The organism is Paenibacillus sp. BIHB 4019, assembly GCF_002741035.1.
Taxonomy (GTDB): Bacteria; Bacillota; Bacilli; order Paenibacillales; family Paenibacillaceae; genus Pristimantibacillus.
In genome coordinates, this window is sequence record NZ_CP016808.1 from 3,337,252 (window position 1) to 3,353,223 (window position 15,972).

At 49.4% G+C, this 15,972-nt stretch carries 15 protein-coding genes; 11 read left to right on the plus strand and 4 right to left on the minus strand.

Annotated features, from left to right (window positions below):
• The first annotated feature begins 288 nt into the window (after window positions 1–288).
• Window positions 289–2,046, plus strand: a complete 1,758-nt coding sequence (locus BBD42_RS14240) for a sensor histidine kinase (RefSeq protein ID WP_172455499.1) — start codon at window positions 289–291, stop codon at window positions 2,044–2,046.
• Window positions 2,047–2,098: 52 nt separating this feature from the next.
• Here BBD42_RS14240 and BBD42_RS14245 read toward each other — a convergent pair whose 3' ends face one another.
• Together BBD42_RS14245 and BBD42_RS14250 are read right to left on the minus strand one after the other, a co-directional pair.
• On the minus strand, window positions 2,099–2,338 hold the full coding sequence (locus BBD42_RS14245) for an NHLP leader peptide family RiPP precursor (RefSeq protein WP_099518677.1): 240 nt from the start codon (window positions 2,336–2,338) through the stop codon (window positions 2,099–2,101).
• A gap of 125 nt (window positions 2,339–2,463) precedes the next feature.
• Window positions 2,464–3,381 (minus strand): hypothetical protein, encoded by a 918-nt coding sequence (locus tag BBD42_RS14250; RefSeq protein WP_099518678.1) that lies wholly within the window; start codon window positions 3,379–3,381, stop codon window positions 2,464–2,466.
• Between the two features lie 184 nt (window positions 3,382–3,565).
• On the opposite strand from BBD42_RS14250, the gene BBD42_RS14255 reads away from it, so the two are divergent.
• Entirely contained in the window at window positions 3,566–3,949 is a 384-nt protein-coding gene (locus tag BBD42_RS14255; RefSeq protein ID WP_099518679.1) for a glyoxalase superfamily protein, read from the plus strand.
• Between the two features lie 141 nt (window positions 3,950–4,090).
• On the opposite strand, the gene BBD42_RS14260 is transcribed toward BBD42_RS14255, so the two are convergent.
• Window positions 4,091–6,214, minus strand: a complete 2,124-nt coding sequence (locus BBD42_RS14260) for a sensor domain-containing protein (protein WP_172455500.1) — start codon at window positions 6,212–6,214, stop codon at window positions 4,091–4,093.
• A 221-nt stretch (window positions 6,215–6,435) separates the two neighbouring features.
• Between BBD42_RS14260 and efeO the strand changes: the two genes are divergently transcribed.
• The 8 genes from efeO (at window position 6,436) to trhA (ending at window position 13,803) form a co-directional block, all read left to right on the plus strand.
• Window positions 6,436–7,344, plus strand: a complete 909-nt coding sequence (gene efeO, locus BBD42_RS14265; protein ID WP_099518681.1) for an iron uptake system protein EfeO — start codon at window positions 6,436–6,438, stop codon at window positions 7,342–7,344.
• Between the two features lie 4 nt (window positions 7,345–7,348).
• Window positions 7,349–8,677, plus strand: a complete 1,329-nt coding sequence (gene efeB / locus BBD42_RS14270; protein ID WP_099518682.1) for an iron uptake transporter deferrochelatase/peroxidase subunit — start codon at window positions 7,349–7,351, stop codon at window positions 8,675–8,677.
• A gap of 22 nt (window positions 8,678–8,699) precedes the next feature.
• Window positions 8,700–10,484: an FTR1 family iron permease gene (locus BBD42_RS14275; protein ID WP_099518683.1), complete on the plus strand. Its 1,785-nt coding sequence runs from the start codon at window positions 8,700–8,702 to the stop codon at window positions 10,482–10,484.
• A gap of 145 nt (window positions 10,485–10,629) precedes the next feature.
• The gene (locus BBD42_RS14280) at window positions 10,630–10,968 is read left to right on the plus strand and encodes a LapA family protein (RefSeq protein WP_063892588.1); all 339 of its coding nucleotides are present in this window, start codon (window positions 10,630–10,632) and stop codon (window positions 10,966–10,968) included.
• On the plus strand, window positions 10,968–11,894 hold the full coding sequence (locus tag BBD42_RS14285) for a TRM11 family SAM-dependent methyltransferase (protein WP_099518684.1): 927 nt from the start codon (window positions 10,968–10,970) through the stop codon (window positions 11,892–11,894). Before BBD42_RS14280 ends, BBD42_RS14285 begins: the two co-directional genes overlap by 1 nt.
• A 17-nt stretch (window positions 11,895–11,911) precedes the next feature.
• The gene (locus tag BBD42_RS14290; protein ID WP_046229059.1) at window positions 11,912–12,112 is read left to right on the plus strand and encodes a hypothetical protein; all 201 of its coding nucleotides are present in this window, start codon (window positions 11,912–11,914) and stop codon (window positions 12,110–12,112) included.
• 281 nt (window positions 12,113–12,393) lie between these two features.
• Window positions 12,394–13,095 carry a hypothetical protein gene (locus tag BBD42_RS14295; RefSeq protein ID WP_099518685.1) on the plus strand — a complete coding sequence of 234 codons (702 nt, stop codon included), beginning with the start codon at window positions 12,394–12,396 and terminating at the stop codon, window positions 13,093–13,095.
• Between the two features lie 63 nt (window positions 13,096–13,158).
• Complete coding sequence (gene trhA / locus BBD42_RS14300) at window positions 13,159–13,803, plus strand: PAQR family membrane homeostasis protein TrhA (RefSeq protein WP_099518686.1); 645 nt, start codon at window positions 13,159–13,161, stop codon at window positions 13,801–13,803.
• A gap of 71 nt (window positions 13,804–13,874) precedes the next feature.
• On the opposite strand, the gene BBD42_RS14305 is transcribed toward trhA, so the two are convergent.
• Window positions 13,875–14,690: a lipase family protein gene (locus tag BBD42_RS14305; RefSeq protein ID WP_099518687.1), complete on the minus strand. Its 816-nt coding sequence runs from the start codon at window positions 14,688–14,690 to the stop codon at window positions 13,875–13,877.
• A gap of 218 nt (window positions 14,691–14,908) precedes the next feature.
• Between BBD42_RS14305 and BBD42_RS14310 the strand changes: the two genes are divergently transcribed.
• The gene (locus BBD42_RS14310) at window positions 14,909–15,889 is read left to right on the plus strand and encodes a Gfo/Idh/MocA family protein (protein ID WP_099518688.1); all 981 of its coding nucleotides are present in this window, start codon (window positions 14,909–14,911) and stop codon (window positions 15,887–15,889) included.
• The last annotated feature ends 83 nt before the right edge of the window (window positions 15,890–15,972 follow it).

The following is a 15,972-nucleotide window of genomic DNA, read 5'->3' on the forward strand; positions in this document are numbered from 1 at the left end:
TCTGCTCTTTTTTTGTGTTATATAATTTTTTTGCCAATAAGTAAAAAAGGCAGGGATGCTATCAAAGATTGTCGAATACTTTAGGAGAAATGGGCTAGTGATGAATTTTCGAAGCTTTGAGGTGCAGGAATGAGAGAAGTATTGGGATACGCAAGGTTCATCGTATTATTCTTCGTTTTATCCATCTGTTTAATGGTTCCTCGAGCTTTTGCGAGCTCTCCTCCTCCACCAATAACATATATTGATCAATGGTATATTCAATGGCTAGATGAGGCAAGTCAGGAGCCGGTGCTCGCAGATGTGATGGATCAGGAGCACAGTGATAGATGGATCTTGGCAGCAGGCAATGATCGGCTAACCGCTAAGCCGGAAGGCTTTAACTCCGCTTGGATCAAGATTGAGGTTCCTGAGTTGAATTGGGAAAACCCAGGTATTATGCTGGACGTGAACTTTGCGCAGCAAATTCGTATTTTTAATGACGGTTATCTTATTTATGAGGATGAGCGAAACTACGGTTATGAGACGAACAATATTTTGCTGAAGCTGTCTCCTCATTATTACAATAAGCCGATATACATCTATTTAAAAGGCAATGCAGATGCAAGCTCGCTCGGAATCGATGGGAGCGTGAAGCTTGGCGATTTCCAAAGCATGAATTCTAAATATTTGCAGAAAAATATTTTGGATATTATTTTAGGCGGCACGCTTGTATTTGTATCGATTTCATTGCTTATATGCATGCTGTTTGTGAATAAAATATATTGGCCAGGCTGGAATTCGTTATGTCTCCTCATGCTGTCGATTGGGGTAATGACATTGACGATTTCCCCGTATTTGTATGCGTTTTTCGGCAAATCCAGCCGGGTGTATTATTATTTGTTTGATATATCCTCGACGTTTATTATGACCTGGATCTTTTTATTTTTTGAGCAAATCATTAGTAAAGGCACAAGCCGGATCTTAAAATATTGCTTGCGTGTCCAACTAGTCATCTCTATTGGCAGCTTCGCATGGCTGCTGCTGAGCGTCCTGCTAGGCGGAAGGGTCTTGCATTATTATGAGAGCATCGTTCCGCTCATCTTTGCTTCGTCCGTCATGATTGGCAATATCATTTTGATCTCGGTGCTTGCTTTTTATTGTGTGAAGCGAAACCGGGAAAGCATTATTATTTCCGCAGGCTTTGCGCTGTTTGCGCTAACGGTAGTGTCCGAACTGGGTATTTATTTTACGCACAAAGATTATGAAATGTTTTATTGGAAATGGGGAACGCTGTTTTTCCTCTTTTCTTTAATTGTGGTGCTGATCCGGCGGATTATTAATAATTATGAGCAAATGCTGCTGTACTCCCGAAAGCTGGAAGTCTTCAATAATGAGCTGCAGCGTTCAGAAAAAATGGAAATTATTAGCCAGCTCGCTGCATCGGTTGCCCATGAAGTGCGCAATCCGCTGCAGGTGACACGCGGCTTTCTCCAGCTGATTGGCCACCGTTCCGCTGATCAGAAGGATAAAAACTATATGCTGCTTGCTATCGACGAATTGGATCGGGCCTCCAGCATCATTACGGACTTTTTGACCTTTGCCAAGCCTCAGGTTGAAATGACGACGATACTGAATATAGCCGAGGAATTGGGGCAAATTGAAGCGATTTTATCTCCGCTTGCTACGATCCAAGGTGGAGAATTGCGGGTAGAGTCGAATTTTGAACTGTATGTGCGGGGGAATTCCTCTAAATTCAAGCAAGCGATTATTAATATTGTGAAAAATAGCATCGAAGCGCTGCCGACAAAGGGAAGCATTGACATTATTGCCTATCAGGAAGATTCCACCGTCATTATTCGCATTAGCGATAATGGAGTCGGGATGGAAGAGAGCGAGCTGGAAAGATTGGGCGAGCCGTATTTCTCCAATAAGTCCAAAGGTACGGGGCTAGGGCTGATGGTGACCTTCCGCATTATCGAAGTGATGAACGGCCGGATCTATTTTAACAGCATAAAAGGTGTAGGCACGGAAGCGTTCGTAAGTTTGCCTATAGCAGAAATTCAATAAAAGCGCCTTGCCGTCCCGGCAGGGCGCTTGATTTATGACTGTACGTAGAGGTTTACTTCCAAGGTGGGGATGCGACAGCCGGTTGTGAGCTATCAGCAGGGCTGACAGGAATTACGAGATAGTAGCTGTTTGTTTGTTCTTCAACTGCTGTTACTTCAACGTCTTCTGGAATTTCAACTTGAAACGCCTCTTTAATAGCGGCACGTGGATCAGCAAGGAGCTGCTTCTTGAAAGCCTCATCTTCCCATGCTTTCTGAATAATTTGCTGTCGTAAATTGTTTTCGCTGCTCATACTTTTCCACCTTTCTAGTATTATGTATAAGTTCCATTTACATATTGTAACATGAAATTTCGACAAAAACTACTATATATTTTCAGAAAATACTGTTGATTATAATCGTATTTTGGCGAATTTCGTCATGCAAGTGTTTGGAAAAGTCCGCCTTCCATCTGTTTTTGTCGAGCTAGCTCTATATTTTGGGCATCCTTTGCGAGAGAAGCGGTGATGGACGCATGAAATGCCAGCAAATGACCAGCCTTAAGGCCTAATTGTTGATGGGCTTGCTCAAATTGGCAAGCGAGCTCCGCATAGTCCGTTAGTAGCCCCTGTACATATATTGCTTTCCTCACTTTACTGACCGTAATAGGCGACTGCTCCTGCCATTTATCCATGAAAAACGCTAGTAATCCGTTATAGCTTCCATCTGCCAAATCAGCTTCCCAATCCGTCCAATCATCGGCCATCTGGAGCGCGACGAGTACATAATCAACAGCTCGTTCCACTGCTGGTATGAAGGCATGCTGGCCCGAGAGGAGCAGGGCTCCGGTGCTGGCTATTTTCACGAGGGACGACTTTAAAGCGGTGCGAAGCGGATCGGTATTAAAATAATCTTCAGCGGACTCATGAGCTACGCCAATCGACCAATCGGCCATGTAGCGGTCGTAATACTCCCAAAACCTAGAGTCAGAGGTGTGAAGTCGGTGCAGAACACCGTACATCTGCGTATAAAATAAATGGCTCAATGCCAGCTTCTGTCTGCTTTCTACACTCCCCGTATCCATCACTTCATCCACAATGAAAAAATGCAGCAAGCCGAATACATTGGCAAGCGCAAGCTGCTCGCATTGCTCCTCGGTCACAGAGGCCATTTCCGTCATCCAATAGGGCAGCAAATAGCCGATATAGTTCTGGTGGCCGCTGCGATGCAGAGGATTAATATGCGTGATATATGCTTGTCCCGTTTGATTTAGCGGTTCGGGAAATTTTGCCGTTATTTGCTGCGCTTTGCTGAAAACAGCTTGCAGGCTGGATTCAAAAGGGGTGATAAATGACATGGGATCATAGTCCTCTTATCTTGATATAATAGGCTTAAAGGCTTATAAAACAATATGTTTTCCAGTATTATACTTTGTTTTGGCGGTTGAAGATAGAGGGGAAGTTAAGTAAAATGTAGAAACTTGGAACTTTTTTGTGGAAAAACGATAAAAAGAGCGCGGAGAATGCCGAAGGGAGGCGCCAATGGGACAAAACGGGCTTTTAATGAAACCAGTCGTTCCGATTTTGCGAATTTTTGATGAAGCACATGCTAAAGCGTTTTATATGGATTTTCTCGGCTTCCGGCTGGATTGGGAGCATCGTTACGAGGCAAATTTTCCATTGTATATGCAAGTATCAAATGGCTGCTGTGTGCTGCATTTATCCGAGCATCATGGCGACAGCTGCCCCGGCGCAGCTATTCGTATTGAAACGAGCCAAATTGAAGCCTATCATACCCGTCTGCTGGAAAAAGAGTACCGTTACGCCAAGCCTGGACTGGAACGGACGCCATGGCATACACTCGAATGCAGCGTGACGGACCCGTTCGGCAATCGGCTGCTTTTTTATGAAAACCAATTGAAATAAGCCATACAAGCGGACTTGAATCCTTCCGCCGTATGGCTTTTTCTATTTAGAATATTAGAATGTATAAGTTTTACCCTTATAAACGGCTTATATTCCACCCGCGAAACGGCAGCTTTGCCGCCAGAGGATGGCGACTGCCAGTCAGCGATAATGTTCATCCAGCTTTTGCCGCTGAAGCAGCACGCGCGCCTCTTCAGCTGGAATCGGGCGCGAGAACAAATAGCCCTGCAGCCGCTCGCATTTGAGCTCAGCCAGCATTTCCAGCTGGGAGACGACCTCGACCCCTTCGGCCAAAACATCAAGCTGGAGGCTGTGGGCAAGCCGGATGATGGAATGGACTATCGAAATATCAGGCGTGACGTTGATCATATCGCGGATAAAGGACTTGTCGATTTTCAGTGTATCAATCGGGAGCTTTTGCAAATAATGCAGCGAGCTGTAGCCTGTTCCAAAATCATCAATGGCGATGCTCACGCCGAGCGTCTTGAGCCGGTTCAGCTTGTTGATGACCTGATCGGCCCCTTGCAGGCCGATGCTCTCGGTAATTTCCAGCTCCAGCAAATGAGGAGGCAGCTTCGTTTCGAATAAAATATGCCGGATCGTCTCGAACAGGCTGTCATCCTCAAATTGCTTCATCGAAATATTAACCGCAATCGTTACCGGCATAAGTCCTTCATCTATCCAGCGCTTATGCTGCTCGCAGGCTCGGCGCAGCACCCACTCGCCGAGCTGGATAATCATGCCCGTTTCCTCAGCCAGCGGAATAAACTCCAACGGGGAAATGAGTCCCCGCTCCGGCATGTTCCAGCGGACAAGCGCCTCAAAGCCAGAGATTTTCCCCGTGCTCGCTTCAACCTGCGGCTGATAAAACAGCGTCAGCTGCTCCTGCTCCAAAGCGATCGCGAGCTGCTTCTCCATCGTTGTGCGGCGAACGATGGATTCATTCATCTCCGAGGTGAAGAAGAGATAGTTGTTTTTCCCCTGCTCCTTCACACGGTACATGGCGATATCAGCAAACTGAATCAGCTGCTCGGACGATGTGCCATGGTCGGGATAGAGGCTGATGCCGATACTTGCGGTGGATAGCAGCCGATTGTTGTCGTAGATAATGGGTACGGCGATTTCGTCAAGTATTTTTCCTGCCAGCTGCTCGGCCTCTTGCGCCCCTGCATGATTCAGCAAAATAATAAACTCGTCTCCGCTGAGCCGGGCAATCGTGCCGCTGTCTCCCACGCACTTGCCCATGCGCAGTGCGGTTTGCTCCAGCAAAAAATCGCCAGCGCGGTGGCCAAGCGTATCATTTATGAGCTTAAAGCGATCCAAATCGACGAAAAGCACGGCGAATTGCCTGTCGATGCATGTGCTGCATTGCGCCAAAGTTCCGGTCAGCGTCTCGAAAAAGGAATGGCGATTCGGCAAGCCCGTCAAGGAATCGAAATAAGCGATTCGGGAAATCGTCTCCATCGATTGTTTTTGCGCGGTCACATTTTGGGCCACGATGTAAAAGCCGGCGAGCTGCTCCTCGACAATTATGGGAATGACCGTTGCGTGCAAATAAACAAGCTCGCCCGATTTATTAGTAATCGACGTTTCCTGATGAATGGTCCGTCCTTCATGGACTTTCTCGAGCAGCTGCTGAAGCTGCCAAGCCTCCACATCGTTGATCAATTCGCCAACCGAATGGCCGATAAGCTCAGATGCGAAGTGGCCCGTCACCGTCTCAAACGCCGAATTGACGCTCAGCAGCGTCCCTTTCAAATCAAACCACAGAACCATATCCGGATTATGCTCAAAAAGAGATTTAAAGCGCTGCTCGCTTACTTCCAGCCGCTTCTCATGCCATTTGCTGAGCGTAATATCATGGACGACGAGCATAAAGCCGAGCGGCATCCCTCGAAAGGAGCGAAGCGCCTTGCCGACGATTCGCACGATGCTTCCGGCTTTTCCTTCGCCTGGCTTCAGCCACAGCTCTTGGACAATATCCTGCTCCCCTTGCAGCAAGCGGTTCAGGGGCTGTTGATCGGAAGGGAGCGGTATAGCCCCGTTTATTTTAAAATAAAGCGGGTAAATGCTGTCCTTAGCTGCCGCTGTAACGAGAAAACCGTATTTTTCCGCTACATGGTTGCTCATAACGAGTTGTCCATCTGTATGATAAATGGCGATGCCTTCATTCATATGATTAAATAGCAGCCTGCTTATCGGTCGTATAAGCTTGCCGATACCAGGCCGATAAATGGTTTTTGCAATATGTTGGGTGATAGACAAGGGCTGCTGACACTTCCTCATGAGGTTAATTTAAGTTTATGTTATGTTCGTTGAGAATAATTGTCAACGATTTCCCGCATGCTGGTCGCTTGCTAAGAAAAGCGGAAAAGCTAAGTGCCATCATTGCCATAAAAATATAATTGACAATGATTCTCAATAGGAATATACTTCGCAATAGAATAAATTCACACGACGTGGATCATTAAAAGGGGATATTTCGAATGAACTGGAAGTTAATCGCAATTTCATTATCTTGTGCAAGCCTGTTATTTCTTTCGGCTTGCGGCTCTAATACTGCTAACAATACAAAAACAGACAATGGGGCAGCAGCAGCAACGAATACAGCTGCAGAATCGCCGGCAGCGTCGGAATCTCCAGCTGCTACAGTAGCGCCTGCCACAGAAGAGGAATGGCAGCCTGTTCTTGATGAATATCGCGCCTTTACGATTAAAGAAGCGGATTCGCTCGTTATTGAAACTGAAAAATTCGTCAATGCCGTTAAAGCGGGCGATATTGAGACGGCGAAACAGCTGTATGCGCCATCGAGAATGTATTATGAAAGAATCGAGCCGATTGCTGAAGCTCTGGGCGATTTTGACCCGCATATTGATGCCCGTGAAAATGATGTCGATGAGAAGGAATGGAGAGGCTTCCACCGGATCGAGAAAATTTTATGGGAAGAAAATACGACAAAAGGCGCTGAAGGTTATGCCGACACGCTGCTTGAGGATATCAAGCTGCTTCGCGCTTTGATGGAGACGGTTGAAATCGAGCCAAGCTTGCTCGTTACGGGAGCTGTTGAGCTGCTGAACGAAGTATCCTCCTCTAAAGTAACCGGCGAGGAAGAGCGTTATTCGCACACTGACTTGTATGATTTTGTTGCGAACGTAGAAGGGGCAGAGAAAATTTATGAGCTGCTTCAGCCGCAGTTGAACAAGCATGACGCCGCGCTGGAAACGTTGATTGGCACAAGCTTCAAAAATCTTGATGATGCGCTTGCTGTTTATAAAGATGGCGATGGCTATAAATCGTATCTGGATTTGAAAGAAGAAGATACGAAGAAGCTGAGCCAACTGCTCGATGCTTTGGCAGAACCGCTTTCACAAATGGGCAAAATTTTGGGGGCTTAATGTCATGAGTTCTACTACTAACAACGACGACAAACAGAAGCATAATCAGAAGCAGGCTGGCGACAGCGTGCTGGAAAAACCGATGAGCCGCAGGGATTTACTGCGGCTCATGGGCGTTGGTGGGGCTGGTTTGCTGGTCGGCGCGACTGGCGTAGGCGGCATCATGAAGGCAGCAAGCAAAAGCCTGTCCGTCGCAACAGCGACAGGGGCCGAAGCGGGAGCAAATGGAGATGTGCTGCCGTTTTATGGCGCTCATCAGGCAGGCATTGCGACGCCGTCTCAGGATTTTATATTATTTGCCGCTTTTGATCTGACGGCAGCTTCAATAGATGAGGTGCGTACGTTGTTTCAAGCATGGACAGCGGCATCGGCTGCGATGACGCAAGGAACGATGATTGGCACGGACAATAACAATTTGAATTTGCCGCCATCTGATACGGGCGAAGCCGCAGGGCTGTCGCCTTCCAAAACAACGATTACGTTCGGTGTTGGGCCGAGCTTTTTTGACGGACGCTTCGGGTTGTCAGGCAAGAAGCCTTCGACACTTGAGGACCTTCCGGCATTTGGCGGCGATGAGCTGCAGCCTGAATGGTGCGGTGGCGATATAGGCGTGCAGGTGTGCGCGAACGATATGCAGGTCGCTTTCCACGCCATTCGCAATTTGACGCGTATCGCACGGGGCAAGGCGGTGCTGCGCTGGACGGCAGAAGGGTTTCAACGCACCTCTGGCGCCGATAAGCAGGGCGCGACACCACGGAATTTAATGGGCTTCAAGGATGGTACCGCGAACCCGGATACGAGCGATGAGGCACAGATGAAGCAAGTCGTCTGGGCTTCGGCTGATGACGGCGTGCCGTGGATGGCGGGCGGAAGCTATATGGTCGTCAGACGAATCCGCATGCGGGTAGAGGTGTGGGATCGCTCAACGCTTTCTGATCAAGAGGCGACCTTCGGAAGACACCGGGAGAGCGGTGCTCCAATTGGCAGCTTGAAGGAATTTGACACCGTTGATGTGAACAAAAAGGATGAGAGCGGCAAGCCGGTCATTCCAGCTAACTCGCATCTGGCGCTTGCTAGAGGAGACGGCTCTTTGAAAATATTGCGCCGCTCCTACTCCTATTCCAGCGGCCTGGATAATCGGACCGGGCAGCTGGATGCGGGGCTACTGTTCATTTGCTATAACCGCGATACGAGCAAGCAGTTTATCCCGATGCAGACGAAGCTCAGCCGCATGGACAAGCTGAATGAATATATCGTGCATACGGGCAGCGCCGTGTTTGCTTGTTTCCCTGGCGTTAGCGAGGGCGGCTATATTGGAGAGACGTTATTGTAGCGGGAGAGAGGGGAAGCGGCATATGGTTTTAGGTAGAAGCCGTTACAGCATAGGCTGGAAGTGGCTGGGCATTATCGTCATTTTAGCGGCGATAGCTCTAGGAGCGATTGGCGTGAGGCCAGCTTTTGCAGAAACGTCCAGCGATTTGGATAAGCTGCTTCCGCTCGTTGGAGGAGCGCTTGCGGCGGCAAGCCAGAGCGACTGGGAGCAGGCATCCGGTCATATTAAAGAAGCAAATGAACGTTGGAAGCAGCTAAATGTGAAAAAATCAGATTTATCCGCCGATGTCGATTCCGCGTTGGCTCATGCGATCGTGCTGTTGGATGAGGCAGACAACAAGCCGGATGAAGCCAAAGCTTCCTTATCGGAGCTGGCGAAAGCGATTAATAAATATGTGAAAAGCGTCCAGAAGGACGATCAAGCTAAGCTGACCGGCAAGGAAGCCGCGAAGCAGCTTCTGCCTATGGCAACGAAGCTGCTGATCGAAATTCAAGGGGAGCAATGGGTGAAGGCGAGCGCGAATTATAAGACGATTAACGATAATTGGCTGACGATTGAACCTGCGATTCGCTCGGAGAACTTCACCGTTTACGGCAAGCTGGAGACGGCCATGAGCATGATTCGCATTGCGCTGCAAGCCGAGCCGCCGCGCGCGGAGCAAGCCGAGACGGAAACGAATGCGATGATTCAACTGATTAATGACTACATCGCTGGCAAAATCGATGCAGCCTCTGCGCCTGCGGAAAAGCTGGGTATTGCTGACCTCATTGCGATCGTTGATAAAGCGGCAAAAGACATAGCCGCAGGCAATTTAAATGAGGCCGATGGCCAAATGCAAGCCTTCATTTCAAAATGGCCTTCGGTCGAGGGGCAGGTGCAAATTCGCTCTGCAGATGCTTATACGAAAATCGAAATTAAAATGACGGCGGTATCGGGCTATTTGCTCTCCAATCCGCCAGTACCTGATAAAGCCCAAGCGGTAATTGCCGAAATCAGAGAAATACTCGCTCCGATGGTGGAGGAAACGCGTTATACCGCTTGGGACGCTGGAATGATTTTGCTCCGCGAGGGGCTTGAGGCGATTCTCGTGCTTGCGGCCTTACTGGCTTATTTGAAAAAATCGGGCAATGAGTCGAAGCGCATCTGGGTATGGTCTGGCGTCTGGGTCGGCCTGCTGCTGAGCGCTGTTATGGCTGTGCTGCTTACCTATGCGATTGCCCAGGCGGCCGCTGGAAGCGCGCGTGAAGCGATTGAGGGCATTGCCGGTCTTGTTTCCGTCATCTTGATGATCACGGTCGGTAATTGGCTGCACAGCAAAGCGAATATGCGCAGCTGGAACAGCTATATTGACAACAAGATGGGCAGCGCCATTGCGCGCGGCAGTCTGTGGTCCCTGTTCGCTGTGTCGGCGCTTGCCATTATGCGGGAAGGGGCGGAGACGACGATTTTTTATGTCGGCATGGCGCCTTCCATTGATCCATTACAAATGATTTTAGGGATCGGCGTAACGTTTCTGCTGCTCGTGGCGATTGCTTTCGTCATTATTCGCTTCAGCACGAAGCTGCCCATTCGTCCCTTTTTCATTGTGGCATCGGTGCTCATTTATTATTTGGTGTTCCGTTTTATGGGAGAAAGCATCCACTCGCTGCAGGTTGCTGCCTGGCTGCCAACGCATGCGGTTAGCGAGCTGCCAACTATTGGTTCCCTTGGTTTTTATCCGACGCTGGAGACGGCGCTTACGCAGCTTGCGGTATTGCTGGTCATTATCGTTATGTTCGTGTGGCAGCAGGTGAGAAGAAAAGCTTAGTTAGCCATAATAACTATTCTGCGATAAACCTAAAGCGGATGCTTGCCTTTGTGGCAAGCATCCGCTTGCTGTTTGGCGTCATGACTATTGGTTTAATAGGGAATATGATAAACTAATAACAACCCAGATAAAGGTGGAGAAAACGATGAAGGCTCAAACGATGCTTATATCCGCACTGCTGTTTGCATTCGTCATTGCGTTGTTTGCCGTAATAAATGTCAATTCGGTGCAAGTTAATTTTATGTTTGCGCAGACTCAAATTCCGCTCATTCTCGTCATTCTCGCTTCGACGCTCCTTGGCGGATTAGTGATTGGATTATTTGGAATGGTGCGTGTATTCCGCTTGCAGCGCCAGGTTAAGCTGCTGAATAAACAGGTGAATGAATTAACAGCTGAGGTAGAAAAAAAGGCAAAGCCGGAGCTCAAGCCATTCAGCATCGATGAGATTGCTGCTCCTCAGGCGCGGACGTCCGTAGATCATTAATGGCTCGTTATTTATACAGCTACAGCTGTCATGAAGAGGAATCGGAGCTATGCCGTCTGGAGCTATGCCGCCTGCTGGATGCTCCGCTAAGCGACGGTTTTGTCGTGAGCGAGCATCGCGTTCATCCGAGCCGCAGTCCGTTTCTGAAGCGACGCGTAGAGCTTGCCCTTTCAGGAGCAAGTTTGCCGGAGCTTCAAGAGCAGCTGCCGCTTGTCGATTTGAATGGAGCGACATTCAAGGTGCTTTGCACAGTAGCGGATGCTCCATACAGCTATGAAGAGCAGCGCGGGCTAGAGCGTTCCGTCGGTGCATCTTTAATTGGCGTAGCGGACATGCGGCAGCCAGAGCGTCTGCTGGGCATTACCTTTTGGCAGCAGCGTTATTGGTTTGGCGACTGTGAGGAAGCGAGCGCAGTCTGGCTCGCCCATCGGCAGAAGCCGCAAAATTATTCAACAGCACTTGGCACAAGAGTAGCCCGGGCGGTCGTTAACATTGCGTCAGGGCCGAATGGCGAGGCGTTGAGCATGATCGATCCATGCTGCGGCATGGGCACCGTGCTGATTGAAGCGCTGTCGATGGGCATTGCGATTCGCGGCGTGGATCGCAATCCGCTTGCGGTGCGGGGGGCCCGGGTCAATCTTGCTCATTTTGGCTATAGCAAGGAGCTTGTTTCACTGGGCGATATGCGTGAGCTGGAGGGGCATTATGATGCGGCAATCGTCGATCTGCCATATAATTTATGTTCGGTCTTGCCGATTGGCGAGCAGCTTGATATGCTGGAAAGTGTAAGACGGCTTGCTGACCTTGCAGTCATTGTGACGACGGAGCCGATTGAAACGCAGCTTTCAGCCTCCGGCTTTAGCTTGGTAGATCGCTGCGAGCTGCATAAGGGCGCTTTTACAAGATTTATTACGTTGGTTAAATAATAAAGCGAGGTGATAATATGTCGGACGTGGAGAACAAGGAAGTACAGGAGCAGCCTAAGAAGCTGACTCAAGCGGAGAAAGCCAAGCAATTGCTGGCTCAGAAGAAGCAAGGCAAAGCGGATGGCTTCGCACAAGGCGGCTTTTCAACAAACACGCAGCAAATGAAGAGCCAGAACACGAAGAAGGTCAACAATCAACGCAAAAAGATGGGCGTGTAGTCAGCTTTCAGCTGGGTGATGCCTAATCGTTCGAATAGCCTTTTGCTATGCTGGGAATGTGCAGCGTAGCGGGAGGCTTATTTTTAAATATAGGAAAGTATATGATTTTCCCATCCTTTCTCTATATTTCTACGCAAAACAGCAGCTTTGCCGCCAGAGGGCGGCTTCAGCCGTTTACGCTTGAAATACATCCATTTTTAAGTGGCCCATGCAGGAATGAATCGCAGCTTCTTCCCGCATAATGTATCTATACCATATTTTTTTGCGATGGAGGGAGAAGCATGCTGGCAGCAGGTGGAGGAGCCGTTAACATATTTTTGCTGGCGGGTGTGGCTACGACAAAAAGCGCCTTTAACGCTTGTCGGGACAAGCTTGATCAATTATTTCGCGAATCCGGCGTTGAGCCGCGCATTCATATTTTGCATCCTTATGGCGACAATAGCCGCAGTCTGTTTCGTCAGGTGCTTGAGGTGGGCAGCGATTTGACCAGCTTTATTGCAGCTGGACGCATCGGTGGGCAAATTGCCTACCGTCAAGTGAAGGAGAAGCTGCTGAGCGCTGATGAGCCGTCCTTGTTCATCGGGCATAGCGGAGGTGGAGCAGCAGCCTATCAGGCGGCGAAGATGCTGATGGAGCGCAACCTCATGAGCAATTTCCGCGTCGTACAGGTCGGCTCGCCGCGCAATCATATTGCGCCGCAGCTGAAAGATAAAGTGTGTTATTTGTATGCCGTAAACGAGGCGGGCAAGCTTAATGATCCCGTAAGCCGCATCGGCAGTTGGGGCGGCTGGGAGCGAAGCGCTTCAGGAGTGCCGCAATGGCAGCGAATGAAGCATGCGCCTGGCAAGGTTGAGCCGATATATGTCATCGGCGGGCATGCTCATTATTTCCGCCACCAGGAGGCGTTCCGCGATCAAGATGCAATCTGCAACCTCGATAAAACAATCGACCGCTTGCGGCTATGGTTGAAAGACTGGCACTGATGTTCTACACTGTAAGTAGTAGAGCTTGCGATTTTCAGTGGTTGAAACGGAGGTGCCATAGCAATGGCAAACACGCATACTTATTCCAGACGCGAGGAAATAGCCAATGCCATCACACATGGCATTGGAGCTGCTCTTAGCGTTGCTGCACTCGTTATTTTAATCGTATTTGCAGCGGAGAAGGGGACAGCTTCTCATGTAGTCAGCTTTACGATTTATGGAACAGCGATGCTGCTGCTTTATGCCGCATCGACCTTGGTGCACAGCTTTCCAGAGGGCAAGGCGAAGCGGGTTTTTGAATCGTTGGACCATTCCTTTATTTATGTATTTATTGCCGGGACGTATACGCCCATTTTGCTGCATATTGTCCAAGGGACGCTAGGATGGGTACTATTTGGCATCGTGTGGGGCTTCGCCCTTGTTGGTGTCGTCTTTAAAGCTTTTTTCGCCTCAAAGTTTTTATTTACCTCGACGATTGTGTATTTGGCCATGGGCTGGCTGATCGTTTTCGCTTGGAAGCCGCTTACGAGCCATTTGGCGCCTGGCGGCCTGCAACTGCTCATTACAGGCGGGCTGCTCTACACGGTGGGAACCGTATTTTATATGTGGCGGGCGTTTCCTTATCATCATGCGGTATGGCATATGTTCGTGCTTGGCGGGTCTGTGCTGCATTTCTTCGCCATTTTGCTTTATATGCTGCCGTCCTAAACGTTCAAAGAAGCTTGGCAATAGACGGATGCGTTTGCATCTGCCTGCTGCCAAGCTTCTTTGTGTTTATTCTACTGCGTAAGCAGCGGGCACCAGCCAGGCGGCTCGGAACAGATGGCCAGTGCAAAAATAGGTTCCTCTACATACAGATCGTTAAAATAGCTCGGAAGCACATGATTGGCGGCAACCGAGCCTAGCCTGAACGAGCGCTTGACCTCGCCCTTTACATGCAAGTAATAATACGTTTTCTTCGTTTGCGGCGATTGATACACAAGGGTTGGGAGATGGGGAACGATATCGTATTCGTTTTGAAAACGCCAATGCGTGCCGACAAGATTGTTATAATTGCGCACAAATTTAGGATCGCCGACCCGCGGTGCCCCAAACGTATAAACGATCGGCGATTTTATTTCAGTATTCGCGGCTATATCGGCAGCTGCAAGCGTAGCCAAAGCGCCGCCTAAACTATGCCCCGTTATAAACAGGGGCTTATCAGCGGGCAGCTGCTCGATAAGCGCCAATATCTGATCGCGCGCAGACATATAAATATCGGTGAAGCCTTTATGCGTATACCCGCTATTTTTCACTGGACGATAGGGCGTTTGCTGGGCGATAAAATCCGATACCCAATCGACGGCGGAGCCTGAGCCGCGGAATGCGAGCACGGAGGACTGCTCCGACATCAGCAGGAAGCCGAACGCTTCCTCCGTCTGGTCGTAGGCCCGGGCATTGAACGTCCCGACCAGCGTATAATTGCGCGGCACGAGAAACAGCCCGCTTGGATTCGTAAATTGCAAATATGTTTGACCGCATACCGCAGCCAAAAATAAAGCCGTCCGAGTGTCTAGCTGCTGTGACTCCCGGTTGTTTTTTTTCAAAGTTGCCATTGCCCGACCTCCGCTCCATATTGCGCCTCAGCACAAGAAGTTTCTGCCTAAATGCCGCCTGCAAGTGGGCAGCTGATGTTGTAGCATATGAAAGGCTGGGCGACTCCGCAACCGCTTGGTCCAGGCTCTGGCAAATAAATTTGGCAAAGTAACAATGGACGTAGGCGAGCTTGCGCCGTTATAATAACAGGAAAAAGTTTTACGAGGGGAGCTTGCACATGACTTTGCAGATTGGTGTTATCGGTACAGGTTGGTTTGGAAAGATGCACGCTGAAAAACTGGCGCGTATGGAAGGGGTCAACGTAGCAGCATTAGTGGCTACAAGCAAGCAGAAGGCAGACGATGCGGCTAAGCCGTTTACAGATGCACGCGGTTATGAAAACGTTTCCGACATGCTCGATGACCGGAAGCTGGATGCCGTCTATATTTGTGTTCCGCCGTTTGCTCATGGCGAGATTGAAAACGAACTGGTAAAGCGCGAAATTCCGTTTCTTGTCGAAAAACCGCTTGGTGTGGATATCGAGACTCCGGCAGCTATCGGACAAGCTGTTCAGGCTAGCGGCCTGATTACATCAGTCGGCTATCATTTCCGCTATATGGATGGCACGGATAAAGCGAAAGAGCTGCTGGCGGACAGGCTGGCTGCTATGGCGATTGGAAACTGGATGGGCGGTATGCCAGGTGTCGGCTGGTGGAGAAAGATGGAAGGCTCTGGCGGGCAGTTTGTCGAGCAGACGACGCACATTGTCGATTTGCTGCGTTATTTGCTCGGGGATGTGACGGAGGTTTATGCCGCATATGGCGACCGGATTATGGCAGGCAAGGAAGAAGGCGTTGAGGTTCCCGATATTGGAACGGCCACCTTCAAGCTGGCAAGCGGCGCAGTAGCTTCCATCAGCAATACCTGTGCCCTTAGCGCTGGGGATCGTGCCGGTCTGCACATTTATACGGATAAAGGGGTATTGGAGCTAGGGCATCATGGTCTCATTGACATCGAAGCCAGCCGCAAAACGGAGTACGTTAACAAGCGCGATCCTTATCAGCTTGAAAATGAAGCTTTTCTGCACGCCGTTCTTACCGGCGACACTTCGCTCATTCGTTCGACCTATGCGGATGCGTTGCGGACGCAGGAAATTACAGTTGCGGCTAACCAATCGGCGAAATCGGGCCTTCCGGTTCGTTTGCCCTCGTATTTATAAACCGCTTAGCTGAAGGATTGAAGTTATGCTCTAAAATATAATAAAAGCCCCTCCATATTCGCTGAAATAGCGAGCAATGGAGG

Excerpts from the sequence above, each read along its gene's own strand:
- BBD42_RS14245 (WP_099518677.1), bottom strand. The coding sequence starts at position 2,338 with ATGAGCAGCGAAAACAATTTACGACAGCAAATTATTCAGAAAGCATGG.
- BBD42_RS14275 (WP_099518683.1), top strand. The coding sequence starts at position 8,700 with ATGGTTTTAGGTAGAAGCCGTTACAGCATAGGCTGGAAGTGGCTGGGC.
- BBD42_RS14305 (WP_099518687.1), bottom strand. The coding sequence starts at position 14,690 with ATGGCAACTTTGAAAAAAAACAACCGGGAGTCACAGCAGCTAGACACT.
- efeO (WP_099518681.1), top strand. The coding sequence starts at position 6,436 with ATGAACTGGAAGTTAATCGCAATTTCATTATCTTGTGCAAGCCTGTTA.
- BBD42_RS14250 (WP_099518678.1), bottom strand. The coding sequence starts at position 3,381 with ATGTCATTTATCACCCCTTTTGAATCCAGCCTGCAAGCTGTTTTCAGC.
- BBD42_RS14255 (WP_099518679.1), top strand. The coding sequence starts at position 3,566 with ATGGGACAAAACGGGCTTTTAATGAAACCAGTCGTTCCGATTTTGCGA.
- BBD42_RS14290 (WP_046229059.1), top strand. The coding sequence starts at position 11,912 with ATGTCGGACGTGGAGAACAAGGAAGTACAGGAGCAGCCTAAGAAGCTG.
- BBD42_RS14295 (WP_099518685.1), top strand. The coding sequence starts at position 12,394 with ATGCTGGCAGCAGGTGGAGGAGCCGTTAACATATTTTTGCTGGCGGGT.
- efeB (WP_099518682.1), top strand. The coding sequence starts at position 7,349 with ATGAGTTCTACTACTAACAACGACGACAAACAGAAGCATAATCAGAAG.
- BBD42_RS14310 (WP_099518688.1), top strand. The coding sequence starts at position 14,909 with ATGACTTTGCAGATTGGTGTTATCGGTACAGGTTGGTTTGGAAAGATG.
- trhA (WP_099518686.1), top strand. The coding sequence starts at position 13,159 with ATGGCAAACACGCATACTTATTCCAGACGCGAGGAAATAGCCAATGCC.
- BBD42_RS14285 (WP_099518684.1), top strand. The coding sequence starts at position 10,968 with ATGGCTCGTTATTTATACAGCTACAGCTGTCATGAAGAGGAATCGGAG.
- BBD42_RS14280 (WP_063892588.1), top strand. The coding sequence starts at position 10,630 with ATGAAGGCTCAAACGATGCTTATATCCGCACTGCTGTTTGCATTCGTC.